The sequence below is a fragment of the Oerskovia paurometabola genome (assembly GCF_016907365.1).
Classification (GTDB): domain Bacteria; phylum Actinomycetota; class Actinomycetes; order Actinomycetales; family Cellulomonadaceae; genus Oerskovia; species Oerskovia paurometabola.
The window spans coordinates 2392709-2416603 of the sequence record NZ_JAFBBV010000001.1; the positions used below are offsets into that span (position 1 = coordinate 2392709).

At 73.2% G+C, this 23895-nt stretch carries 24 protein-coding genes; 4 read left to right on the forward strand and 20 right to left on the reverse strand.

Translation table 11 applies throughout. The features are described 5' to 3' along the window. Nucleotides 1-43: 43 nt before the first annotated feature. From JOD48_RS10730 to JOD48_RS10795, 14 genes are all read right to left on the reverse strand, one after another. Nucleotides 44-931, reverse strand: a complete 888-nt coding sequence (locus JOD48_RS10730; protein WP_204808972.1) for a tyrosine-protein phosphatase — start codon at nt 929-931, stop codon at nt 44-46. A gap of 134 nt (nt 932-1065) precedes the next feature. Further along, nucleotides 1066-1953 carry an orotidine-5'-phosphate decarboxylase gene (pyrF, locus tag JOD48_RS10735; protein ID WP_191790444.1) on the reverse strand — a complete coding sequence of 296 codons (888 nt, stop codon included), beginning with the start codon at nt 1951-1953 and terminating at the stop codon, nt 1066-1068. After that, nucleotides 1950-5297: a carbamoyl-phosphate synthase large subunit gene (gene carB / locus JOD48_RS10740; protein ID WP_204808974.1), complete on the reverse strand. Its 3348-nt coding sequence runs from the start codon at nt 5295-5297 to the stop codon at nt 1950-1952. Before carB ends, pyrF begins: the two co-directional genes overlap by 4 nt. Nucleotides 5298-5300: 3 nt before the next feature. Further along, nucleotides 5301-6554, reverse strand: a complete 1254-nt coding sequence (gene carA / locus JOD48_RS10745; RefSeq protein WP_204808976.1) for a glutamine-hydrolyzing carbamoyl-phosphate synthase small subunit — start codon at nt 6552-6554, stop codon at nt 5301-5303. Beyond that, entirely contained in the window at nt 6551-7114 is a 564-nt protein-coding gene (locus tag JOD48_RS10750; RefSeq protein ID WP_307824096.1) for a PH-like domain-containing protein, read from the reverse strand. The genes carA and JOD48_RS10750 overlap by 4 nt, the downstream gene beginning before the upstream one ends. Next, the gene (locus JOD48_RS10755) at nt 7111-8457 is read right to left on the reverse strand and encodes a dihydroorotase (protein ID WP_204808978.1); all 1347 of its coding nucleotides are present in this window, start codon (nt 8455-8457) and stop codon (nt 7111-7113) included. The genes JOD48_RS10750 and JOD48_RS10755 overlap by 4 nt, the downstream gene beginning before the upstream one ends. Then, on the reverse strand, nt 8454-9467 hold the full coding sequence (locus tag JOD48_RS10760; RefSeq protein ID WP_191790448.1) for an aspartate carbamoyltransferase catalytic subunit: 1014 nt from the start codon (nt 9465-9467) through the stop codon (nt 8454-8456). Before JOD48_RS10760 ends, JOD48_RS10755 begins: the two co-directional genes overlap by 4 nt. Continuing rightward, entirely contained in the window at nt 9464-10132 is a 669-nt protein-coding gene (pyrR, locus tag JOD48_RS10765) for a bifunctional pyr operon transcriptional regulator/uracil phosphoribosyltransferase PyrR (RefSeq protein ID WP_191790449.1), read from the reverse strand. The genes JOD48_RS10760 and pyrR overlap by 4 nt, the downstream gene beginning before the upstream one ends. Nucleotides 10133-10407: 275 nt before the next feature. Continuing rightward, nucleotides 10408-10824: a transcription antitermination factor NusB gene (gene nusB, locus JOD48_RS10770; protein ID WP_138824391.1), complete on the reverse strand. Its 417-nt coding sequence runs from the start codon at nt 10822-10824 to the stop codon at nt 10408-10410. 1 nt (nt 10825) lies between these two features. Then, nucleotides 10826-11389, reverse strand: a complete 564-nt coding sequence (gene efp, locus JOD48_RS10775; protein WP_138824390.1) for an elongation factor P — start codon at nt 11387-11389, stop codon at nt 10826-10828. Between the two features lie 197 nt (nt 11390-11586). Then, entirely contained in the window at nt 11587-12168 is a 582-nt protein-coding gene (locus JOD48_RS10780; RefSeq protein WP_204808980.1) for a hypothetical protein, read from the reverse strand. Further along, nucleotides 12165-12779, reverse strand: coding sequence for a hypothetical protein (locus JOD48_RS10785; protein ID WP_191790452.1), 615 nt, complete (start codon nt 12777-12779; stop codon nt 12165-12167). Before JOD48_RS10785 ends, JOD48_RS10780 begins: the two co-directional genes overlap by 4 nt. A gap of 83 nt (nt 12780-12862) precedes the next feature. Beyond that, nucleotides 12863-13309 (reverse strand): type II 3-dehydroquinate dehydratase, encoded by a 447-nt coding sequence (locus JOD48_RS10790; RefSeq protein WP_204808982.1) that lies wholly within the window; start codon nt 13307-13309, stop codon nt 12863-12865. A gap of 54 nt (nt 13310-13363) precedes the next feature. After that, entirely contained in the window at nt 13364-13729 is a 366-nt protein-coding gene (locus tag JOD48_RS10795; protein WP_204808984.1) for a hypothetical protein, read from the reverse strand. A 128-nt stretch (nt 13730-13857) separates the two neighbouring features. On the opposite strand from JOD48_RS10795, the gene JOD48_RS10800 reads away from it, so the two are divergent. Genes JOD48_RS10800 through JOD48_RS10810 form a run of 3 tightly spaced genes read left to right on the forward strand, consistent with a single transcriptional unit; the run spans nt 13858 to nt 17305 of the window. After that, nucleotides 13858-15321: an MFS transporter gene (locus JOD48_RS10800; protein WP_307824097.1), complete on the forward strand. Its 1464-nt coding sequence runs from the start codon at nt 13858-13860 to the stop codon at nt 15319-15321. A 17-nt stretch (nt 15322-15338) separates the two neighbouring features. After that, the gene (locus JOD48_RS10805; RefSeq protein WP_204808986.1) at nt 15339-16484 is read left to right on the forward strand and encodes an alpha/beta fold hydrolase; all 1146 of its coding nucleotides are present in this window, start codon (nt 15339-15341) and stop codon (nt 16482-16484) included. Then, on the forward strand, nt 16481-17305 hold the full coding sequence (locus JOD48_RS10810; protein ID WP_204808988.1) for a glycerophosphodiester phosphodiesterase family protein: 825 nt from the start codon (nt 16481-16483) through the stop codon (nt 17303-17305). Before JOD48_RS10805 ends, JOD48_RS10810 begins: the two co-directional genes overlap by 4 nt. Nucleotides 17306-17392: 87 nt before the next feature. On the opposite strand, the gene aroB is transcribed toward JOD48_RS10810, so the two are convergent. The 3 genes from aroB to aroC form a co-directional block, all read right to left on the reverse strand. Next, a complete protein-coding gene (gene aroB / locus JOD48_RS10815) occupies nt 17393-18508 on the reverse strand; it encodes a 3-dehydroquinate synthase (protein WP_307824299.1) in 1116 nt (371 codons plus the stop codon). A gap of 80 nt (nt 18509-18588) precedes the next feature. Next, entirely contained in the window at nt 18589-19161 is a 573-nt protein-coding gene (locus JOD48_RS10820) for a shikimate kinase (RefSeq protein WP_191790456.1), read from the reverse strand. Between the two features lies 1 nt (nt 19162). Beyond that, nucleotides 19163-20380, reverse strand: a complete 1218-nt coding sequence (gene aroC / locus JOD48_RS10825; protein ID WP_204808992.1) for a chorismate synthase — start codon at nt 20378-20380, stop codon at nt 19163-19165. A gap of 169 nt (nt 20381-20549) precedes the next feature. On the opposite strand from aroC, the gene JOD48_RS10830 reads away from it, so the two are divergent. Further along, on the forward strand, nt 20550-21260 hold the full coding sequence (locus JOD48_RS10830; RefSeq protein WP_307824098.1) for a prepilin peptidase: 711 nt from the start codon (nt 20550-20552) through the stop codon (nt 21258-21260). A gap of 28 nt (nt 21261-21288) precedes the next feature. Here JOD48_RS10830 and JOD48_RS10835 read toward each other — a convergent pair whose 3' ends face one another. From JOD48_RS10835 to ruvX, 3 genes are all read right to left on the reverse strand, one after another. Further along, the gene (locus JOD48_RS10835; RefSeq protein ID WP_204808995.1) at nt 21289-22170 is read right to left on the reverse strand and encodes a shikimate dehydrogenase; all 882 of its coding nucleotides are present in this window, start codon (nt 22168-22170) and stop codon (nt 21289-21291) included. Further along, the gene (gene mltG, locus JOD48_RS10840; RefSeq protein WP_307824099.1) at nt 22167-23183 is read right to left on the reverse strand and encodes an endolytic transglycosylase MltG; all 1017 of its coding nucleotides are present in this window, start codon (nt 23181-23183) and stop codon (nt 22167-22169) included. Before mltG ends, JOD48_RS10835 begins: the two co-directional genes overlap by 4 nt. Before the next feature lie 181 nt (nt 23184-23364). Next, nucleotides 23365-23895 (reverse strand): Holliday junction resolvase RuvX, encoded by a 531-nt coding sequence (gene ruvX / locus JOD48_RS10845; RefSeq protein WP_191790460.1) that lies wholly within the window; start codon nt 23893-23895, stop codon nt 23365-23367.

The window sequence follows — 23895 nt, forward strand, 5'->3', positions numbered from 1 at the left end:
CGACACCCTCGAAACTAGCCACACCTGGCAGGCCAGGCAACGTTCACACGCCCTGAGCAGCGAACTTCCTCGCGATCTTCGCCCTGGTCGCAGGCCCGGCGCCGCACGCGTCGAGGTAGCCGTCGATGCTCCCGAACTCGTTCTCGGCGAGCTCCCACGCGCCGCGGAGGTACTCCGGCTCGACGCCCAGCAAGGGGGTCAGGGCGTCCTTGTCGAGGCCGGGGATCGGGGGGATCACGGCGGCGAGCCCCTCGACCGCGGCACCGCTCGCGAGGTATTCGGCGAGCCGGTCCTCCTCGCTCACACCGCAGACGTGCTGGACGAGCGCGACGATCCACCCGGTCCGGTCCTTGCCCGCCGAGCAGTGCACGACGACCGCCCCGTCGGCCTCCGCGATGTCCTCCAGGGCCTCTCCGACCGTCCGCCGGATGGCCGGGTCCGTGACGAACGTCGCATAGACGCCGTGCATCATGGCCCGTGCGAGGGCCTGCGGGTCGTCGGCCCCGAGCAGGCGCCCGATCATGGCTGCGGTGTCGGCGGAGCGCTCCTCGGTCGCGGCCTCCTCGCGGCCCGGGGTACCGGAGGCGGCCGGTGCGTCGGCCCCACCCAGCGCGTGCCCGACGCCGACCGCCGGGTCCAGCGGCCGGGGCACCACGCGCGTGGTCGCCGGGACGACGTCCTGACCGTCGCGCTCGACCTCGTCCGCGCCACGCAGGTCGAGGTCGAGCGTCACGCCCAGCGCCTCGAGCGCGGCGACGCCCTCGGGGGTCAGCCGCGACAGGCTCGCGGTCCGCACGAGCACCCCCGTGCGAAGCGGGGCGGTGGCGCCCGCCGGGACGGCGCGGCCACCGACGTCGCGCGCGTTCCAGGTGCCGGGGATGTCGAGGGCGTCGGGGGTCTGCCGGTCACCGGCAGCGAGAGAGGAGGTCATGGGACGAGTCTGTCAGGCCACTGCGCCGACGGCCCGGTGCCGGCGTGCGGTGAGTCGCCGGGTGCACGCCCCACCGACGCCCGAGGGGCGCCCACCGGGAGGGTGGACGCCCCTCGGGCGTCGAGAGCGTGGGCTCAGCCGCGCAGCGCGTCGGCCGCCTCACGCGAGGCCGCGCGGGCCGCCGTGAGCAGCGCCCCGGCGTCCGGTCCCGCGGCGAGGACGCCGCGCGACGAGGACGCGAGCACCTGACGACGAGCGTCGCCGAACACCGCGGCGAGCTCGGCCGCGCCCGCGCCCTGCGCACCGACCCCGGGCGCCAGGAGCGGGCCGTTGACCGCCGGCAGGTCCACCCCGGTGTTGCGGGCCGCGTCACCGATGGTCGCGCCCACGACCAGGCCGATCGACCCGAGCGGCGCGATCCCCTCGTTGAGCGCAGCGGCCTCCGCGGCGATGCGCGCGGCGACCGAGCGGACGTCGACCCCCGCGCCCGTGCGGGCGTGCTGGACCTGCGCGCCCTCCGGGTTGGACGTCAGGCACAGCACGAACAGCCCGCGCCCCGTCTCGAGCGCGGCCTCCACGGCCGGGGTCAGCGACCCGAAGCCCAGGTACGGGGAGACGGTCAGGGCGTCGCCCGCGAGCGGCGAGCCGTCGCGCAGGTAGGCGTCCGCGTACCCGGCCATGGTCGAGCCGATGTCGCCGCGCTTGGCGTCGACGATCGTCAGCGTCCCCGAGGGGCCAGCCGCCGCGGCGGCCGCGAGCACCTCCTCGAGGGCCGCGACGCCGCGCGACCCGTGGCGCTCGAACAAGGCAGACTGCGGCTTGAGCGCAGCGACCTGCCCACCCACGGCCTCCACGACCCGCAGGCCGAACTCCCGGAGCCCCGTGGCGTCGTCGGGCAGGCCCCAGGCCGCCAGCAGACCCGGGTGCGGGTCGATGCCCACGCACAGCGGCCCATGAGCGTCCATGGCCTCGGCGAGCCGCTCCCCGAAGGGGCGGCGCGCCGCGCCCGGCCCAGCGCTCACGCGTTCGCCTCGGCCTTGCGCGCGGCCGTGGCGGCCGTGTGCTCCTGCAGGCTCCACACGTCGAACGGACCCGCGAGGACCGCCTCGATGCCCTGGACCGCGGCCGCGAGCTGCTGGGTCGTCGTGACGATCGGCTTGTCCGCCGCGGTCGTGGCCGCCCGGATCTCGTAGCCGTCCGCGCGCGCGCCCTGACCGGACGGCGTGTTGATGACCATGTCGACCTTGCCCTCGGTGATGAGGTCGACGATCGTCGGCTCGCCGTCGGCGCCACGGCCCGACGAGAACTTGCGCACGACCGTGGCCGGGATGCCGTTGCGACGCAGCACACCGGCGGTCCCCTGGGTCGCGAGGATCTCGAAGCCCAGCTCCGTCAGGCGCTTGATCGGGAAGACGATCGAGCGCTTGTCACGGTCGGCGACCGACACGAAGACCGAGCCCGAGGTCGGCAGCCCGCCGAACGCCGCAGCCTGCGACTTGGCGAACGCGCGCGGGAAGTCGCGGTCGAAGCCCATGACCTCACCCGTCGAGCGCATCTCCGGGCCGAGCACCGTGTCGACCACGACGCCGTCGGTCGTGCGGAAGCGCTTGAACGGCAGCACGGCCTCCTTGACCGCGATCGGCGAGTCGAGGTCCAGGTGGCCCCCGTCGCCCTCCGCCGGCAGGACCCCGCTCGCGCGCAGGTCCGCGATGGACTCGCCGACCATGACGCGCGCCGCGGCCTTGGCCAGCGAGACCCCCGTCGCCTTGGAGACGAACGGCACCGTGCGCGAGGCACGCGGGTTCGCCTCCAGGACGTACAGGACGTCCGAGACGAGCGCGTACTGGACGTTGAGCAGCCCCCGCACGCCCACGCCCTTGGCGATGGCCTCGGTCGAGCGGCGGATGCGCTCGATCTCGGCCTCGCTCAGCGACACCGGGGGCAGCACGCACGCCGAGTCGCCCGAGTGGATGCCCGCCTCCTCGATGTGCTCCATGACGCCGCCCAGGTACAGCTCGGTGCCGTCGTAGAGCGCGTCGACGTCGATCTCCATGGCGTCGTCGAGGAAGCGGTCGATGAGCAGCGGCGCGGGCAACGAGCCCGTCGTCGTGCGGTCGTCCGTCGCGGCGGCGTGCAGCGCACGCTCGACGTAGCCCGTGAGCTGCTCGGCCGAGTACACGATCTCCATGCCGCGCCCACCCAGCACGTAGGACGGGCGGACCAGCACCGGGTAGCCGATGCCCTCGGCGACCTCACGCGCCTGCGCGAGCGACGTGGCCGTGCCGAACGCCGGCGCGGGCAGGCCCGCCTCGGCCAGCACGCGCCCGAAGACCCCGCGGTCCTCCGCGGCGTCGATCGCCTCGGGCGAGGTGCCCAGGATCGGCAGGCCCGCGTCCGCCAGACGCTGCGCGAGACCCAGCGGCGTCTGGCCACCGAGCTGCACGATGACGCCCGCGACCGGACCCGCGGCGAGCTCGGCCTGGTACACCTCGAGCACGTCCTCGAACGTCAGGGGCTCGAAGTACAGGCGGTCCGAGGTGTCGTAGTCGGTCGAGACCGTCTCCGGGTTGCAGTTGACCATCACGGTCTCGTACTCGCCCTTGAGGGCGAGCGTCGCGTGCACGCACGAGTAGTCGAACTCGATGCCCTGACCGATGCGGTTCGGGCCGGAGCCCAGGATCAGCACGGCCGGGCGCTCGCGCGGGGAGACCTCGGTCTCGAGGTCGTACGTCGAGTAGTGGTACGGGGTCTTCGCCTCGAACTCGGCCGCGCACGTGTCGACCGTCTTGTAGACCGGGCGCACGTCGAGCGCGTAGCGGACCTCGCGGACCGTCGACTCCCCCGCCGCGCCCATGCCGCGCAGCTTCGCGACCTGCGCGTCCGACAGGCCGTGACGCTTGGCCTGCACCAGCACGTCGCGCGTGAGGGCGTCGGCCTGGGCGACCTCGGCAGCGACCTCGTTGACGAGCTGGATCTGGTCGAGGTACCACGGGTCGATCTTGGTGGCCTCGAAGACCTGCTCGATGCTCGCCCCGGCGCGCAACGCCTGCTGGGTCGCGACCAGGCGGCCCTCCGTGGGGCGGGAGATCTCCACGAGCAGCGCGTCGAGCTCCTCGCCCGAGACCGGCTCGCCGTCCCAGTGGAACACCGCGCCGCCCTTGTCGATCGAGCGCAGCGCCTTGCCGAGCGCCTCGGTGAAGTTGCGGCCCATCGCCATGGCCTCGCCCACCGACTTCATGGTCGTCGTCAGGGTGTCGTCCGCGGCGGGGAACTTCTCGAACGCGAACCGCGGCACCTTGACCACGACGTAGTCGAGCGTCGGCTCGAACGACGCGGGCGTCGAGCCCGTGATGTCGTTGGGGATCTCGTCGAGCGTGTAGCCGATGGCGAGCTTCGCGGCGATCTTCGCGATCGGGAAGCCCGTGGCCTTCGACGCCAGCGCCGACGAGCGCGACACACGAGGGTTCATCTCGATGACGATGACCCGCCCGGTCTCCGGGTGCACGGCGTACTGGATGTTGCAGCCGCCCGTGTCGACGCCGACCTCGCGGATGACCGCGATGCCGATGTCGCGCAGCTTCTGGAACTCACGGTCCGTGAGCGTCAGCGCGGGAGCCACCGTGATCGAGTCGCCCGTGTGCACGCCGACCGGGTCGACGTTCTCGATCGAGCAGATCACGACGACGTTGTCCGCCGTGTCGCGCATGAGCTCGAGCTCGTACTCCTTCCACCCGAGGATCGACTCCTCGAGGAGGACCTCGGTCGTGGGCGAGTAGTGCAGGCCCTGGCCGACGATGCGGCGCAGGTCCTGCTCGTCGTACGCGATGCCGCTGCCGAGGCCGCCCATCGTGAAGGACGGACGCACGACCATGGGGTACCCCAAGGACTCTGCGGCCGCGACGGCCTCCTCGATCGTGTGGATGATCTCGGAACGGGCCGACTCGCCGCCGCACTTCTCGACGACGTCCTTGAACTGCTGGCGGTCCTCGCCCTTCTCGATCGCGGCGATGTTCGCCCCGATGAGCTCCACGCCGTACTTCTCGAGCACGCCGGCCTCGTCGAGCGCGATCGCCGCGTTGAGCGCCGTCTGCCCGCCCAGGGTCGCGAGGACGGCGTCCGGGCGCTCCTTGGCGATGATGGTCGTCAGGACCTCGGTCGTGATCGGCTCGACGTACGTCGCGTCCGCGAACTCCGGGTCGGTCATGATCGTGGCCGGGTTCGAGTTCACCAGGACGACCCGCAGGCCCTCCTCCTTGAGCGCCCGGATGGCCTGGGTGCCCGAGTAGTCGAACTCGCAGGCCTGGCCGATGACGATCGGGCCGGACCCGATGACCAGGACGCTGTTGATGTCAGTTCTGCGAGGCACTGGTCAGTTCTCCTTTGCGGACGTCTGCGGCGTGGCGGCCGAGAGGCCGGCGGCAGAGGCCGCGCCGGACGTCATGAGGTCGAGGAAGCGGTCGAAGAGGTAGGCGGCGTCGTGCGGGCCGGCGGCTGCCTCCGGGTGGTACTGGACCGAGAACGCGGGGATGTCGAGGCACTCGAGGCCCTCCACCACGTCGTCGTTGAGCCCGATGTGCGAGACGACGACACGGCCGTAGCGGCCGCCGTCGTGCGGTGCGGTCGCCTGCTCCCCGATGGGGGCGTCGACCGCGAAGCCGTGGTTCTGGGACGTGATCTCGACCTTGCGCGTGGCGAGGTCCATCACGGGCTGGTTGATGCCGCGGTGGCCGTACGCGAGCTTGTACGTGCCGAAGCCCAGCGCGCGACCCAGGATCTGGTTGCCGAAGCAGATGCCGAAGTACGGCAGACGGCGGTCGAGGACCTCGCGCAGCAGCGTGACCTCGTGCGTCGCGGCGCTCGGGTCGCCCGGGCCGTTCGAGAAGAACACGCCGTCCGGGTCGAGGGCCAGGACGTCCTCGATCGTGGACCACGAGGGCACGACGTGCACCCGGATGCCGCGCTCCGACAGGCGCTGGGGGGTCATCGACTTGATACCGAGGTCCACCGCCACGACCGTCTTGAGCGGCTCCTTGCCGGCGAACTCCCCCGAGGGCTCGACCACGTAGGCCGTGGGGGTGCTGACCTCGCGGGCCAGGTCCGCCCCGGCCATCGCGGGGGCCGAGCGGACGAGCTCGACGAGCTCCTCGGTCGGGCGCAGGTAGCCGTCGCGCACCAGCGCGCCGCCCGAGAAGACACCGGCGCGCATCACGCCGCGGTCGCGCAGGTGACGGGTCAGCGCGCGCGTGTCGACGTCGCTGATCCCCACGATCCCCTGCTCGACGAGCTCGTCGGTCAGGGAGCCGGCCGAGCGCCAGTTCGACGGGCGGCGCGCGGGGTCGCGCACCACGAACCCGCTGACCCAGATCTTGCGGGACTCGGGGTCGTCGTCGTTCACGCCGGTGTTCCCGATGTGGGGGGCCGTCATGACGACGATCTGCCGGTGGTAGGACGGGTCGGTCAGCGTCTCCTGGTAGCCGGTCATGCCGGTGTTGAAGACGATCTCGCCGAACGTCGTGCCACGGGCCCCGTAGGCGCGACCGGTCAGGGTCGTCCCGTCCTCGAGGACCAGGACCGCGGTCCGGTCGGTGTCCAGGGCGTCCGTGCTGGGGGTCGAGATGCTCACTGCTGCGGCTCCTTCGAGTCGTCGTTCGGTGCGCTGTCGGCGGCGGGAAGAAGCTCGCGGACTGCGTTCAGGAGGGTGGCACGGTCCGGGGCGAGCTGGGTCCGGAGTCCAGTATCCAAGCGGGTGGCCGGTGCCTGGCCGGCGGCCGGCACGGTCCACGTCAGCACGACCAGGCCGTCCTGCCCGACGTACTTGCCCGCCATGCCCGGGGCCAGCGTCACGCCCTCGAGGGCGCTCGCGGCCAGGAACAGGTCCGGGGCTCCCTGACGGGCGATCAGCACGCCTGCCCGGTGCACGGTCACGGTCGCGTTCGACCGGAAGCCGAGGCGGTGCGCGCCGACGCGGGCGAGCCAGTCCCCCGCGAGCGTGCTCGACACGTAGACCGCGGTGAACGGCCCCGCGACGACCTCGCCGAGGTCGCCGTCCGGGACCGCGGGCGGGGCCGGGACGGTCTGGGCCGTGCGGGTCGTCAGACGCTTGAGGCCCACGAAGACGACGGCGAGCAGGACCAGGCCGATGACGACCCAGATGCCGACCGCGACGGGCAGGGGGAGGTTCACGAGCGGACCTCCGCGACCTGCTCGACAGGAGCGCCGTCCAGGACGGTCGCGCGACCGCGCAGGAACGTCGCCACGACGCGGCCCGGCAGCTCGTAGCCGTGGAACGGCGTGTTGGTGCTGGCCGTGGCCTGCGAGCGGCCGTCGACGACGCGGCGTGCCGCCGGGTCCACGAGGACCACGTTGGCGGGCTCGCCGACCTCGAGCGGGCGACCCTGCGCCGTCGGGCCCTCGTCGATGCGGCCGATGCGCGCGGGCGCGGCCGACAGGACGCGTGCCACGTCCGCCCAGGTCATGCGGCCCGAGTCGACCATGGTCTGCTGCACGACGCTCAGCGCCGTCTCCAGACCGGTCATCCCGAACGCGGCCGCGGCCCACTCGCAGTCCTTGTCCTCGCGCGTGTGCGGCGCGTGGTCGGTCGCGACGATGTCGATCGTGCCGTCCGCCAGGCCCTGGCGCACGGCCTCGACGTCCGCGGCGGTGCGCAGCGGCGGGTTGACCTTGAACGTCGGGTCGTAGTCCCGGGCGAGCTCGTCGGTCAGCACCAGGTGGTGCGGCGTGACCTCCGCCGTGACGTCGATCCCGCGGCCCTTGGCCCACCGGACGATCTCGACCGAGCCCGCGGTGGACAGGTGGCACACGTGCAGGCGCGAGCCCACGTGCTCGGCGAGCAGCACGTCACGCGCGATGATCGCCTCCTCCGCGACCGCAGGCCAGCCCGCGAGGCCGAGCTCGGCCGAGACGACGCCCTCGTTCATCTGGGCGCCCTCCGTGAGGCGCGGCTCCTGCGCGTGCTGGGCCACGACGCCGTCGAACGCCTTGACGTACTCCAGGGCGCGGCGCATGAGGATGGGGTCCCACACGCACTTGCCGTCGTCGGAGAAGACGCGCACGCGCGCCGCCGAGTCCGCCATGGCGCCGATCTCGGCGAGCTGGTGGCCCTCGAGGCCGACGCTGACCGCGCCGACCGGGTGGACGTCGACCCAGCCCGCGTCACGCCCGATGCGCCACACCTGCTCGACGACGCCCGCGGTGTCCGCGACCGGGGTCGTGTTGGCCATGGCGTGCACGGCCGTGAAACCGCCCACGGCCGCGGCCCGCGTGCCCGAGACGATGGTCTCGGCGTCCTCGCGGCCCGGCTCGCGCAGGTGCGTGTGCAGGTCGACGAGGCCGGGCAGGGCGACCAGGCCGGTCGCGTCGACGGCCGTCTCGTCGTCCGCGACGGGGCTGTTCGCCGCGCGGACCTCGGAGATGACGCCGCCCGCGAGGACGAGGTCGACCGGGTCGCCGCCCAGCGGGGCCGCGCCCTGCAGGACGTAGGTGGGGTTCGTGGTCTGCTCGCTCATTCGAGTCCAGCCCTTTCCTTCGATGCGTCGCCCGCGAGGAGCAGGTAGAGGACGGCCATGCGGACCGCCACGCCGTTGGCGACCTGCTCGACGATCACCGCGCGCGGTGAGTCGGCGGCCTCGGCGGAGATCTCCAGGCCGCGGTTCATCGGGCCGGGGTGCATGACGATCGTGTGGTCCGGCAGGAGCGCCAGGCGGCGCCCGTCGAGCCCGTAGTTGCGCGTGTACTCGAGCGGGTTGGGGAAGAACGCTCCCCCGCCGGCGCCCGAGCCGCTCATGCGCTCGCGCTGGACGCGGAGCATCATCACGGCGTCGGGGGTGGTCTCGGCGAGGACCTCGTCGAGGTGGTACGACACGTCGCACGGCCACGTCTCGACGCCCACGGGCACGAGCGTGGGGGGCGCGACCAGGGTGACCTGCGCGCCCAGCGTGTGCAGCAGGTGGACGTTCGAGCGCGCGACGCGCGAGTGCAGCACGTCGCCCACGATCGCGATCTTGAGGCCCGCGAGGTCCTGGCCGGTCGGGTCGCCGGCGACCGACGCCCCCGCGGCGCCGCGGCCCACGAGGTGGCGGCGCATGGTGAAGGCGTCGAGCAGCGCCTGCGTCGGGTGCTGGTGCATCCCGTCGCCCGCGTTGACGACGGCCGCCTCGACCCAGCCCGCGTGCGCGAGCGTGTGCGGCGCGCCGGAGGCCTGGTGGCGGATCACGACCGCGTCCGCGCCCATGGCCTGGAGCGTGAGGGCCGTGTCCTTGAGGGACTCGCCCTTGGAGACGCTCGAGCCCTTGGCCGAGAAGTTGATGACGTCGGCCGACAGGCGCTTGGCCGCGGTCTCGAACGAGATGCGGGTGCGCGTCGAGTCCTCGAAGAACAGGTTGACGACCGTGCGACCGCGCAGCGTCGGGAGCTTCTTGATCTCCCGCGACTGCGTGGCGGCCATCTGGGCGGCCGTGTCGAGGATGCGGATGGCGTCGGCGCGCGCGAGGTCCGCGGTGGACAGCAGGTGCTTCATCGGGTGCCCTCGCTGGAGGTGGAGGTGGACCGCTGGCTGATGAGGACGGCGTCGGTCACGTGCCCACCCGCGCCGGACGTACCGTCGGGCGCGCCGTCGGTCTCGACGAGGCGTACGCTCACGCGCTCGGACAGCGACGTGGGCAGGTTCTTGCCCACGTAGTCGGGGCGGATCGGCAGCTCGCGGTGGCCGCGGTCGACCAGCGCGGCGAGCTGGACGGCGCGGGGGCGACCGATGTCGCTGATCGCGTCGAGCGCGGCCCGGATGGTGCGCCCGGAGAACAGCACGTCGTCGACCAGGACGACGACCTTGCCGTCGATCCCGGACGCGGGCAGGCGCGTGGCACCGATGGTCCGCACGGGGTGCTTGTGGAGGTCGTCGCGGTACATCGTGACGTCGAGCTCTCCGACGACGTCCGCAGGCACCAGGCCGGGCTCGATCGTCGCGAGACGCTCGGCGAGCCGCTCGGCCAGGGGGACGCCGCGCGTCGGGATGCCCAGGAGGACCACGTCGTGCGCGCCCTTGTTGCGCTCGACGACCTCGTGGGCGATGCGGGTCAGTGCCCGCGCGATCTCGGCTTCGCCGAGAACGGTGGTCACGCCGTCCGAGGGGTCCTCGGGGGTGACGGTCGGTTCGGAAGATGGCACAGCAGGCCCAGAACTCATTCTGGTGACCTCCTTCCCCGCCTCACTGGACGGGCCTTAAAGGAAATCTGACGCCTTCACCCTACCCCTCGCCCGGACCGGGCCGGGTTGCTTCTCACGGGCTGGGCGGGCGTCGTTGATCACACTGCGGTCGCGAGGTGACGAGGCGTTCGACGGGCCCGCACGCACGTGTGCCGGCCCCGCCACGAGGGCGGGACCGGCACACCGGCACCTGGCGTCGCCTGGGCGCGGACGCTGGGCCGCGCGCCTGGGGGACGCCCGACGGCGTCCGGGCCTCAGGCCAGGATCGTCGGCTTCATCTCCTCGATGCGGGCCAGCAGGCCGTTGACGAAGCTCGGCGAGTCGTCCGTGGACAGCTCGCGGGCCAGGTCGACGGCCTCGTCGATCGCGACGGCGTCGGGGACGTCGTCGTTGTAGAGGATCTCCCAGCTGCCGATGCGCAGGAGCGCACGGTCGACCGCGGGCATGCGGTCGAGCGTCCACCCGTGCGAGTAGGTCTCGAGGAGCTCGTCGATCCGCTCGCGGTGCGCCAGCACGCCCTCGACGAGGTCCACGCTGTACTGCGGCAGGGGCGTCTGGGTGCCCGAGTCGACGACCCGGTCGGCGAGGAGGGTCTGCGGGTCCAGCTGGCGCTGCTCGGCCTCGAAGAGGACGTCGAGGGCGCGCTTGCGTGCCTTGGTTCGAGCACCCACGTCAGTCGTTCACGCGCCCCAGGTAGGAGCCGTCGCGGGTGTCGACCTTGACCTTGGTGCCCTGCTCGAGGAAGAGCGGGACCTGGATCTGCGCACCGGTCTCGAGGGTCGCGGGCTTGGTGCCACCGGTCGAGCGGTCGCCCTGCAGGCCCGGCTCGGTGTAGGTGATCTCGAGGACGACCGACGGGGGGAGCTCGATGTAGAGCGGGACACCCTCGTTGGTCGCGACGAGCGCGTTCTGGCTCTCGAGCATGTAGTTGGCGGCGTCGCCGACGGTCGCGGCCGGGACCGTGATCTGGTCGTACGTCGAGGTGTCCATGAAGACGAAGTCGTCGCCGTCCTTGTACAGGTACTGCATGTCGCGCTTGTCGACGTTCGCGGTCTCGATCTTGAGGCCGGCGTTGAAGGTCTTGTCGACGGTCTTGCCGGACAGGACGTTCTTCATCTTGGTGCGAACGAAGGCGCCACCCTTGCCGGGCTTGACGTGCTGGAACTCGATGATCGTCCACAGCTGGCCGTCGAGCTTGAGCACGGTGCCGTTCTTGATGTCGTTGGTCGTCGCCACGTTCGGTCTTCCTGTCGCGTTGTCATGGTGCTGCCGTCGGGGTGCCTCACCGCGCGATCCGCGTGCGAGCCACTGATGCGCACACGTTCGGGTGCGCGCCCTGGCGGTAGCCGGCCTTCCCTGGCGGGCTCCCCGGGCTTCGCTGGGCGCACGTCGGCGCTGCGAGTTCGCGGGGGCCGCGAAAGGCCCGGTCCAGTCTACCGGAGGAGTCCAAGGATCGCTGCGCCCAGCAGTCCGGTCGCCGCGGCCCAGATCATCGAGGCGAGCGTGCCGATCAGGAAGCGCTCGGCGCCGACCGGGTGCTCGCGCAGCTCGGGGTAGCGCCCGAGGCCCTTGATGGCGACCACGAACGCGACCCCCGCGGGATATCCGGCGAGCAGGCAGCCCGTGATCGCGAGGCGTTCGAGGATCCCGATCCAGGTCCCGCCGCGCAGCGTCTGGACGGCTTCGGTGCCCACGGGCCCGCCGGGGTCCGACGGCGCCGCACCGGTCGCCGGGTCGGGCGCCGCGGGCACGGGGGCCGGGGAGGGCGGCCCTGCCGGGGGCGGAGGAGGCACGGGTGCGCTCGCCGCTGCGCTCGGGCCAGCAGCCGGGACGGCGCGGCCGGGTGGCGGCGGGACGGGCCCGGGGTCACGGGCGGGCGGGAGCTCCCCCTCCGCCTCGGACCGACGGGCGGCAGCCCGCAGGACCCACGGTGTCACGAGCATGCCGCCCAGCACGCTCAGCACGAGCGTCGCGAGCACGACCCCTGCGACGGCCAACCCTGTGGTGAAGCTCATGCGTCTGCCTCCTGGAGGAGCCTCGTCACGACCGGCCGGACGGCCGCTTCCTCGGACCACAGGCTCGCGCGCAGCCGTTGGCTCACGGCCTGCTCGCTGATCCCGAGGTCTCGGGCCACATCCTTCTGGGTGCCACCCACGCGCGCCAGCGCGTCCACGACCTCCCACCCCGCGGGAGTGCGGCGGGCGCCCACGGCGAGCAGGAGCCGCAGGAGCGCCTCGACCTCTCCCGCCGCTGCCCGGTCCGGCCCCTCGACCGCGAGCGGGACGTGGGTGCCGCGGGTCTTGGCCCGCTCGACCGCGGCCCGGGCGTGCACGAACGCCGATCCGGACGCCTCGCGCGATGCCGCGGGCAGGCCCCCGTCCGGACCGGGCAGCACGTCGCCGAGGCCGAGGCCCGTGCTCCACCCTCCCCACCTGCCCAGGGCGAGGACGATCTCCACGACGAGCGCGGCGTCGTCGAGCACGGCCTGGACCTCGTCGCCGACGGTGCGGTCGAAGCCGATGACGACCCCGTCACGCGCGTCGAAGGGTGCGAGCGCGGCCAGCACCTCCGGCACGAGGTCTCCTCGGCGGGTGCTGGCCCTCTGGTCCACGGTCAGGACGAACATCCCTCCACGGTAGACGCTTGATCCCTCATGATCAACGGCTGGGGCTTGATAGAAGAGAATCAAGCCCCACCACTTGAGGGGACCTAGACCGCGAGCTTCGACACGATCGCGAGGACCGCCAGGCGGTAGGAGTCGAACCCGAAGCCGGCCACCGTCCCCGTCGCCACCCCGCCGATGACCGAGTTGTGGCGGAACTCCTCGCGCGCGGCCGGGTTGCTCAGGTGCACCTCGACCAGCAGCAGCCCCGCCTTGGTCACCTGTGCGGCAGCGTCGCGCAGCGCGTACGAGTAGTGCGTGAACGCCGCCGGGTTAAGCACCACGTGCGCGCCGTCGTCGACCGCACCGTGCAGCCACCCGACCAGCTCCGACTCGTCGTCCGTCTGACGCACCTGCACCTCGAGGCCGTTCTCCGCGCCCCACCGCTCCCCCGCCGCGACCAGGTCGGCGTAGGAGGCCGCCCCGTAGACGTCGGGCTCGCGGACGCCCAGGCGACCGAGGTTGGGACCGTTGAGGATCAGGACACGAGTCATGCGCAAAGCCTAGCGGGGAGGGCGCGGCCGTGGCCGTGACCGTCCATTGCCGGCTCACGAACGGGCCAGGAACGTCCAGCGAACGTCGCGATGGCGCCAGATCTCGCGCCGAGCCAGCACCTCCACGGACAGCTCGACCCGGGGACGGGGGCCGAGCAGCATCTCGAGCTCGTCGACGATCTCCTCGAGATCTTCCTGAGCCTTCACGGTCCGTCGCTTGAGCACGCCGAGGAGCGTGAGGTCGCACCCGTCGACCCGGACGCCCAGTGCGACCGCGTTGCGAGGAACCAGCCCGAGCGACGCCTGCGCCACCTGCGCGACGACGTAGTTCTCCCAGACCGGGGCTCGGCCCGGGTCCTCGGGCGTCGGCATGGCCAGGGCACGTCCGCCGGGGCCGTCGCCCTCCGCTCGATCTCCCACGAACGCCACCCTTTCTGCACCGGGCACCGGCCGCCGCAGCGCGGCCGGGCAAGGTGCCCCGACCGTACAGCAGGCCCCGTCCCCTGAGCGTTCACCCTCGCGCCCGCCGGACGGTCTACGATGCGCGCGTGCCAGATCACACGAACGTGACCCCCGCCACATCCGACGGTGACGCCCCCCGCGCCCCCGACGCAGGCCACGGCTCCCCCGCGCCCCGTCCTGCGGTCGGACGTCGCCAGGTCCTCGCCTGGTCCCTGTGGGACTGGGGGTCGGCCGCGTTCAACGCCGTCGTCACGACCTTCGTCTTCACGCGCTGGATCACGAGCGACGCGTTCGTCGAGGCAGGCGCGGCCGACCCCCAGGCCGTCATGGCCGACCACACCGCGTGGCTCGGGTGGGGGCTCACCATCGCCGGAGCCCTCATCGCCCTGCTCGCGCCCGCGCTCGGGGCGCTCGCGGACGCCTCGGGCCGGCGCAAGGTGTGGCTCGGGGTCAACACCGCGGCGACCGTCGCGGCCATGGTCGCGATGTTCTTCGTGCAACCGACCCCCGGGTCGCTGTCCGACGCCGTGATCCTGGGCGTCGTGCTGCTCTCGGCGGGCAACGTCTTCTTCGAGCTGGCCTCGGTCGCGTACAACGCGCTGCTGCTCGACATCTCCACGCCGCGCACGATCGGGCGCATCAGCGGCATCGGGTGGGGCGCCGGATACGTCGGCGGGATCGTGCTGCTGCTCGTGCTGTTCGTCGGCTTCATCAACCCCGAGGTCGGCTGGTTCGGGATCACGGGCGCCGACGGCATGGACATCCGCGTCAGCGTCCTGCTGTCCGCCGTGTGGTTCGCGGTGTTCGCGATCCCCGTGCTCCTCGCGGTCCCCGAGTCGCCGCGCCGCGGAGGATCGGCCCCCATCGGCGTCGTCGGCGCCTACCGCAAGCTCGGCCGCGACCTGGTGCACCTGTGGCGCACGCGCCGCTCGACGCTCGGCTACCTCGTCGCGAGCGCCGTCTACCGCGACGGCCTGGCGGGCGTCTTCACGTTCGGCGCCGTGATCGCGTCGGGCACGTTCGGCTTCAGCGCGAGCGAGGTCATCGTGTTCGCGATCGCGGCGAACGTCGTCGCGGGCCTGTCCACGATCGCGGCCGGCTGGCTCGACGACAGGATCGGCCCGCGCCGGGTGATCCTCGGCTCGCTCGTGGGCCTCGTGATCTCCGGCACCGCGGTCTTCGTCCAGCACGACGGCGGCGCGAGCGTCTTCTGGCTGTGGGGTCTGCTGCTGTGCGCGTTCGTCGGTCCGGCCCAGTCCGCGAGCCGCGGCCTCCTCGGACGGATCAGCGACGAGGGCCGCGAGGCCGAGGCGTTCGGCCTGTACGCGACCACGGGGCGCGCGGCGAGCTTCCTCGCCCCGATGGCCTTCGCGACCATGGTCGCCGTGTCCGGCCAGCAGTACTGGGGCATCCTGGGGATCGTCGCCGTGATCCTCGTGGGTCTCGTGCTCATGCTCTTCGTGCGCTTCCCCGCCGGGGACGGCGTGGACGGCGGCAAGGACCTCGCGGCGGTGCCTGCGGGGGCGGCAGGGTCGAGCACGGAGGTCTGAGGATGGTGGAGCCGGTCATGACGGCCACGGCAGGAACAGGGCTGCCGTGGGAGCCCGACCGGCTGCTCGCCGGGTTCGAGGCCGCGACCCTGCCCACGGGAGGCCCCCTGCCCGCGGCGAGGAACGGCATCCTCGCCCTCGTCCCTCCCCTGCCCCACCGGGCCGCGAGCGCCGCCACGGACCGTGACGCGCACCCCGGAGCCGTGACGGTCCCCGAGCCCGCTCCTGCGCCCGTCGCGACGCTCGTGCGACGTGCGCACGGCATGGGCACGGGCGAGGCGGGCTTCTCGGACGGCGGTCCGCGTGGCGTGTTCCTGCACGTGCACGGGTACAACGACTACTTCTTCCAGGAGCATCTGGCGCGGGCGGTCGAGGATGCGGGCTTCGCGTTCTTCGCGGTGGACCTGCGTGCGGCGGGCCGCTCGCTCCGCCCGGGGCAGGTGCCGCACTTCGTCGAGGACCTGCGGGAGTCGGCGACGGACCTGTCGGTCGCGGTCGCTGCCGTCCGGGGTCTGCACCCGGGGCTGCCGGTCGTGGTGCACGCGCACTCGACGGGTGGGCTCGTGGCGCCGTTGTGGGCGCACGCGCACCGTCGTCAGCGGCTGATCGACGCTCTGGTGCTGGACTCGCCGTTCCTCGACCTCAACTCGAGCTGGTTGAACCGGACGATCGCCACCCGGGTGCTCGACGCCGTCGGGCCGTGGTCCCCGCTCGCCGTGCTGAGCGCAGCGCCCTCGGCGTACGCGGCGCACCTGCTGGCCTCGAACGGGGGCCGGTGGGAGTTCGACCCGACGCTCAAGCGTCCCGAGGGTCTGCCCGTGCGGGCGGGGTGGTTGCGCGCGGTGCGCCAGGGGCAGGCACGGCTGGCGCGGGGGCTCGACGTCTCGTGCCCCGTGCTGGTCGCGCACTCGGCGTCCTCGGGGCCCGACGACCTGGACAACCCGCTGCTCGACTCCCAGGACACGGTCCTGGACGTCGCCCAGATCGAGCGGCTCGCCCCGCGCGTCGGGGTCGACGTGACGGTCCGGGCGATCGAGGGCGGGGTGCACGACCTCACGCTCTCGACGGACGGCCCCCGGCTCGCCTACCTGGACGGTGTGCTGGACTGGCTCGGTGACCGGGTCGGGCAGGGCGAGGGGCACGCGGCGGGGGCCTCCCGGTGAGCCGTGCCGAGGCCCGAGGCGGCCGCCCGGGTGCCTGGCACCATCCCTACCTCGACTCCCCCACCGGGTTCGTCGCGCTCGCGCACCGCGGCTTCTCCCGGGACGGGCTCGAGAACTCCCTCGCGGCGTTCGCTGCGGCCCGGGACCTGGGCTTCCGCTACGTCGAGACCGACGCGCACGCGACGTCCGACGGCGTCGCGGTCGCCCTGCACGACGCGAGCCTGGACCGCACGACCGACGGCACGGGCCTGGTCGCGGACCTGCCCTGGGAGGCGGTGCGGCGGTCACGGATCGGCGGGGTCGAGCCCGTGCCGCTCCTGGAGGACGTCCTGGGCACCTGGCCGGACCTGCGCGTGAACGTCGACGTCAAGGCGGACTCCGCCGTCGGGCCCGTCGCGGCGGTGATCGAGCGCACGCGCGCGCACGAGCGGGTGTGCGTGACGTCCTTCTCCCCCGCGCGGCGCCGCCGGACGGTCGCACTCCTCACCCGGCCCGTGGCGACCTCGACCGGGACGAGCGAGGTCGCCACGTTCCTGCTCGCCGCCCGGGCGGGCGCCCCTCGTGGCCCGTTCGGCGTCGTCGCCTCGTGGGCGCTGCGGGGCGCGGACTGCCTGCAGGTCCCCGTCGGGCAGGGGCGTGTGCGGGTCGTGGACGCCCGGACGGTGGCCGCCGCGCACGCCGCCGGTCGCCAGGTGCACGTGTGGACCATCAACGACCCGGTCGAGATGGCGCGGCTCCTCGACCTGGGCGTCGACGGCATCGTGACCGACCGGGCGGACCTGCTGCGCGACGTGCTGACCGCGCGGGACCGCTGGGGCTGACCGGCCCTCCACCCGGGACGACGAACGGCCCGCCTCCCCGAGGAGGCGGGCCGTGTCGCGTGCCGCAGGATGCCCGACGGCGGCGCGTCAGAGGGCGATCGGGCCACCCCTCGGGGCGTCGATCGAGATCTCGGCGTACGCAGCGGCGAGCAGCGCCGGGTCCGGACCCTCGAGGCGCCCGGGCTTGGCCAGGCCGTCGAGCACGACGAAGCGCAGCATGTCGCCGCGGGACTTCTTGTCGCGTCGCATCGCGGACAGGAGCTGCTCCCAGCGGTCGCCACGGTAGGTCAGCGGCAGTCCGAGGCTGCCGAGGATCGCGCGGTGGCGGTCCACGGTCTCGTCGTCGAGGCGCCCCGCGAGGCGCGCGAGCTCGGCCGCGAAGACCATCCCGACCGACACGGCCGCGCCGTGACGCCACGCGTAGCGCTCGGTGAGCTCGACCGCGTGGCCCAGGGTGTGCCCGTAGTTGAGGATCTCGCGCAGGCCGGCCTCCTTGAGGTCCTCGCCCACGACGCGCGCCTTGACCGCGACCGAACGCTCGATGAGCTCGACGACCACGGCCCACGTCGAGGCAGGCACATCGGCCCCGCCCCAGCTCTTGAGCTCGTCGACGTTCTCCTCGACGAGCTCGAGGATGCGTGGATCGGCGATGAAGCCGGTCTTGACGATCTCCGCGAGCCCCGCGACGAAGTCGAACTTGGGCAGCGACTCGAGGGCCGCGACGTCGCACAGGACCCCCGCGGGCGGGTGGAACGCGCCCACGAGGTTCTTGCCCTCGGCCGTGTTGATGCCCGTCTTGCCGCCTACCGCCGCGTCGACCATGGCGAGCAGCGTCGTCGGGACGTGCACGACCTTGATGCCGCGCAGCCACGTCGCGGCGACGAAGCCCGCGAGGTCGGTCGTGGCGCCACCGCCGACCGAGACGATCGCGTCGCTGCGCGTGAAGTCGGCCTGCCCGAGCACCTGCCACAGGAATGCCGCGACCTGCGCGGTCTTGGCCTCCTCGGCGTCCGGGACCTCGGCGATGTACGCCTCGTAGCCGACCGCGAGCAGGTCCTCGCGCACCGTGTCCGCGGACGTCGCGAGCGCGGACGGGTGGATCACGAGGACGCGGCGGACGTCCGGACCCAGCATCGAGGGCAGCTCCCCGAGCAGGTGGCGCCCGATGAGCACGTCGTAGGGCTGGGCGCCCTCGACCCGCACGCGGGCCGGGGTCGCCGGTGTGCCCTGCGGGGTCGCAGCGCTGAGGGACGGCCCGTCGGCCTCGGTCGTCTGCTGGTCGTTCACTGCTCGCTCCTCGTCTGGTCGGCCGCGACGTCCTGGGACGTACCGCCGAGTGCTGCTTCGATCTCCCCGGCCACCTGGCGGGGGGTGCGCGCGTCCGTCACGACCCGCACCGTGGCGAGCCGCTCGTAGACGGGTCGGCGCTGCTCCATGAGCGCCTGCCACCTGGCCCGGGGGTTGCCGAGCAGCAGTGGCCGCGCCTGGTTGAACCCGACCCGCGGGCCCGCGTGGGCCAGGGAGACGTCGAGGAAGACCACGACTCCCCCGGCGGCCGAGTAGGCCTCGAGGGCCGCCTGGGAGTGCTCGTCGAGGACGGCGCCACCCCCCAGGGCGAGGACGCCCTCGTGGACCGCGAGCGCCTGGGTCACGGCCTCGCGCTCGAGGCCGCGGAAGTGCGGCTCGCCGTCCTCGAGGAAGACGTCCGCGACGGTCTTGCCCGCGAGGACCTCCACGTCGGTGTCGGTGTCGCGCGCCGCGAGGCCCAGACGCTCGGCCAGGACACTCGCGACCGTGGACTTGCCGCTGCCGGGAGGGCCGATGAGGACGACGCGGGGGCTGCTGCTCGTGGTCATCTCAGCGCAGCAGCTCGGGGACCGACGCCAGGTAGCCCTCGACGTTGCGGCAGACCTCGGAGACCGAGTCGCCACCGAACTTCTCCAGGACGGCCTCGGCGAGGACGAGCGCGACCATGGCCTCGGCGACCACGGCGGCGGGCGGCACGGCGCACACGTCCGAGCGCTGGTGCTGGGCCTTGGCGGGCTCGCCCGTGGCGACGTCGACCGTCGCGAGCGCGCGGGGGACGGTCGAGATGGGCTTCATGGCCGCGCGCACGCGCAGCACCTCGCCGTTGGACATGCCGCCCTCGACGCCGCCCGCACGGTTGCTCAGACGGTGCAGGTGACCGTCCTCGCCGCGCACGATCTCGTCGTGCGCCTGGGAGCCGCGACGGCGTGCGGTGCGGAAGCCGTCGCCGACCTCGACGCCCTTGATGGCCTGGATCCCCATGAGCACGGCCGCGAGGCGAGCGTCGAGGCGACGGTCCGACTGCACGTAGGTGCCCAGCCCCGACGGGACGCCGTACGCCAGGACCTCGACCACGCCGCCCAGGGTGTCGCCGTCCTTGTGGCACTCGTCGATCTCGGCGACCATCGCCGCGGAGCTCGCGGGGTCGAAGCAGCGCACCGGGTCGGCGTCGAGCCGCGCGACGTCGTCGGGCCGCGGGAGGTCCGTGCCCTCGGGGACGTCGACCGTGCCGATGCCCACGACGTGCGAGACGAGGCGGATCCCGACGGCCTGCTCGAGGAACTTGGCCGCAGCCACCCCGAGCGCGACGCGGGTCGCGGTCTCGCGGGCCGAGGCGCGCTCCAGGACCGGACGCGCGTCGTCGAACGCGTACTTGCGCATGCCGACGAGGTCCGCGTGCCCGGGACGTGGGCGTGTCAGGGGACGGTTGCGGGCGATCTCCCGCACGTCGCCCGTCCCGGCGTCGACCTGCAAGGCCTCGGCGGGCACGGGGTCCGCGCTCATCACGTCGACCCACTTGGGCCACTCGGTGTTGCCGATCTCGATCGCGAGCGGACCGCCCTGCGTCAGCCCCAGGCGCAGCCCGGCAAGGACACGGACCTCGTCCTGCTCGAACTTCATGCGCGCACCGCGCCCGTACCCGAGGCGGCGGCGCGCGAGCGCGTCCTGCACGTCCTTCGTCACGAGCTCGACCCCTGCGGGCAGCCCTTCCAGGATGCCGACCAGCGCCGGACCGTGCGACTCACCCGATGTCAACCAACGAAGCATGAGCAGAATCCTCCCACGTCACCCGGCGCGGCCCCGAACCCGACCGCAGTGCGGACCGCCCGGCGGGGCGGCGCCCGGACGCACGGGGTCGCAGCCGGGCGCACGGGCGTGTCGACGGGCCTGTGGACGGCGCCCGCCCCGGCGCGGCCCGCTGCGCTAGGTTCGCCGGGTGACGAACGCAGGGGGCGGGGGTCCGGTCGACGCGCCGGGGCAGGACGGTTCCGTCGAGACGAGCCCGGACGCCGGCGCTCCGGACCTGGCGACCGCGCGTCGGCCCGTCCGGATCTGGCGCCGGGCCGTGGCCGAGGTGCGCCCGCACCGTCGCGCGGTCCTCGCGGTGACGGCGGTGGCCGTGCCCGCCACGGTCGTGGGGGCGTGGGACGCGGGCCACCCCGTGGTGGCGCTTCCCGCGGCCGGGTACCTCGCTCTCGTCGGGTCGGCGCTCGCCGTGATCGACGCCCGCACGCACCGCCTCCCGGACGCCCTGGTGCTGCCGTCCTACCCGGTCCTGGCGGTGCTGCTGGGCCTTGCCGGCCTGCTCGGGCCCGACGGCGGTGCGCTCCTCCGCGCGTCGGCCGGCGGTCTGGGCCTCTACGGCGCGTACTTCCTGCTGGCCCTCGCGCCGTCGGGGCTGGGCTTCGGCGACGTGAAGCTCGCCGGGCTGATCGGCGCGATGCTCGCGTGGTGCGGGTGGGCCGAGCTCGCCGTGGGGGCGAGCGCGGCCTTCTTCCTCGGCGGTTCCTGGGCCCTCGTCCTGCTCGCCACGAGGCGGGCAGGACGACGTTCGGCGATCCCGTTCGGCCCGTTCATGCTCGCGGGCGCGCTCGTCGGTCTGATCGGTGGTCCCGCGGTGCTCGATGAGGCGCTGCTGCTGGGCTGAGCGCACAGCGCCGGCCGCGGCCCCGGTCTCAGATCCTGGCGGTGCTCGGTGCGAGGGCAGCCTCCAGGGCCTCGGCCATCGCCGCGAGCGGCGCGACGCGCCCCGTCATCAGACGCACCTGCTCGGCGGCCTGGTGCAGGAGCATGCGCTCGCCGCCCACCACGGTGGCACCGGCGTCCGCCCAGGCGCGGGAGAGCGCCGTCGGGCGCGGGTCGTAGACCACGTCGAGCAGCACGCCGCGGGGGCCCGACGCCCCGGCGGCGGACTGCACGGTAAGGGCGTCCGCGACCGGGTCCGCGGCCCGTGAGGGCAGCGTCGAGACGACGACGTCCGCCTGCGCCACGAGCGGCGACGCTGGGTCGAGCACCGCGAAGCGTGGGGCGACCCCCATGCGGTGCGCGGCACGCTGCAACCCGCCCGTGCGCCCGAGCGACCGCACCAGGACGGTCGGGGCCGTGCAGCCGAGCTCGGCGAGCGCGGCCAGCGTCGAGGCCGCGGTCGCGCCCGCCCCCAGCACCATGGCCGAGCCGACCGGGCGATCCCCCAGCCCCTCGCGCAGCGCGGCCACGAGGCCGTGGACGTCGGTGTTGGCGCCCACGAGCGTGCGCCCCGACCCCGTGGGCTGGAACAGGACCGTGTTCACGGCACCCACGACGCCCGCGAGCGGCTCGACGTGGTCCAGGAGGGGCAGGACGACCTGCTTGAGCGGCATGGTCAGGCTGAGCCCGGCCCAGCTCTCGTCGAGCCCCTCCACGAACGACGCCAGCTCCTCCTCGGTCACGTCGACCGCGGAGTACTCCCACCCGTCCAGCCCCAGCGCGCGGTACGCGGCCGAGTGCAGGACGGGCGAGAGCGAGTGGGCGACGGGGTGGCCCAGGACGGCGGCGCGACGCACGGCGCCGACCGTCACGGGTTCTCCTTCTGCCACTGCCTGAGCTCCGCGCGGTACCGCTCGTGCTCGGCGTTCGTGGATGAGAACTTGGTCTCCCCCGTGTCGAGATTGACCGCGATCCAGAAGATCCAGTCGCCCGGCTCCGGGTTGAGCACGGCCTCGATCGACTTCATCCCCGGGGAGGCGATGGGGCCGGGCGGCAGCCCCTTGTGCTTGTAGGTGTTGTAGGGGTTGCTCGCATCCGCGAGGTCCGTGGTGCTGAGAGTCACCCCCGACCGGCCGAGGCCGTACGCCACGGCAGCATCGATGTCGAGGGTCATGTCCCGCTCGAGACGGTTCTGGATCGCCCGCGCCATCTTGGGGCGGTCCTCGTCGGCCTTTGCCTCGCGCTCGACCAGTGACGCCTTGACGATCACCTCCTCGCGGTTCTCGGCCGGGACCCCGAGGCTGTCCAGGTTGGTCGTCGTCTGCAGGATCATGTTGGAGATGATCGTGGCGGCGGTGTCGTCCGGCTGCAGGAGGTAGGTCGCCGGGAAGAGCCACCCCTCGTAGTTGCCGCCCGCTTCCGCCGGAAGTCCCACCGCGGCGGGGTCGGCCATGGCGGCCTCGAACTCCTCGCGCGGCTTGCCCGTGACGGACACCGCGGTGTCGAGGATCTGGGTGACCGTCCGGCCCTCCGGGACCGTCAGCTTCATCTCGTTCTTGCTCTCCTTCGAGAGCAGCAGCGTGATCGCGGCAGACGCCTTCATCTCGGTGAGCAACGTGTAGTTGCCCGGCTGGATCTTGCCGGCGTCCGGGTTCTCCTTGAAGGCCTTGACGAAGGCGCTGACCGACTTCACGACCCCCGCCTCGACGAGCGTCTCCCCCATGGCCGTACCGGTCGACTGCGGCTCGATCGTCACGTCGACGGGGTCGACGCCCTGGCCCTCGTAGTCCGCGGCGCTGAACGGGTTCTCGAAGCCCAGCAGGCTCGAGGCGTTGGTGGCCAGGTAGTACCCGGCCCCGCCCACGAGGACCAGCGCGAGCACCACGATCAAAGTGCGCCGTCGCCGTCGCTGCGCGCGCTTCTTCGCGGCGCGACGGTCTCGGCTCCCCGAACGGGTCGCCCGCGACGGTGGTTGTTGCTGCACCGGCGGGCGGTCGAATAGGTCGGTCACGGGAGGCTGCCTCCTGACGGGTGTGCGCGCGGCGGTCCTTGCCACGACGCAACGATCAACGTTCTACGTACTCTCCGGCGCGCGCCCCCGCGCTCCGCTCGCGGTCCAGAGCGGTCTGGAGGATGATAACCGCCGCCGCCTGGTCGACGACAGAGCGCTGCTTGCGCCCGGCGCGCCCCGAGGCCCGCAGCGCCTGGTGGGCGCTCACGGTCGTCATGCGTTCGTCGACGAGGTGCACCGGGACCGGTGCGACGGCACGTGCCACCAGTCCAGCGTACGCACGTGCGGACGCGGTGGCGGCACCTTCCGCGCCGGAAAGGTGCCGAGGAAGCCCGATGTACACCACACGTGCACCCCGTTCCTCCACTTCGGACGCGATCCGCGCGACGTCTGCCGGGAACGTGCCCGACGGCGTGTCGGGGCCGGAGGGGGCGGTCTTCATGTCCCGTGGCAGGGTCTCGACGGGGGTCGCGATGAGGCCGTCAGGGTCGCTTGCGGCGAGCCCGACACGCACGCTGCCCACGTCGACGCCCAGGCGGGCACCCCTCGGGAGAGGGGTGCCCGCCTGGTGGTCGTCGATCGTCAT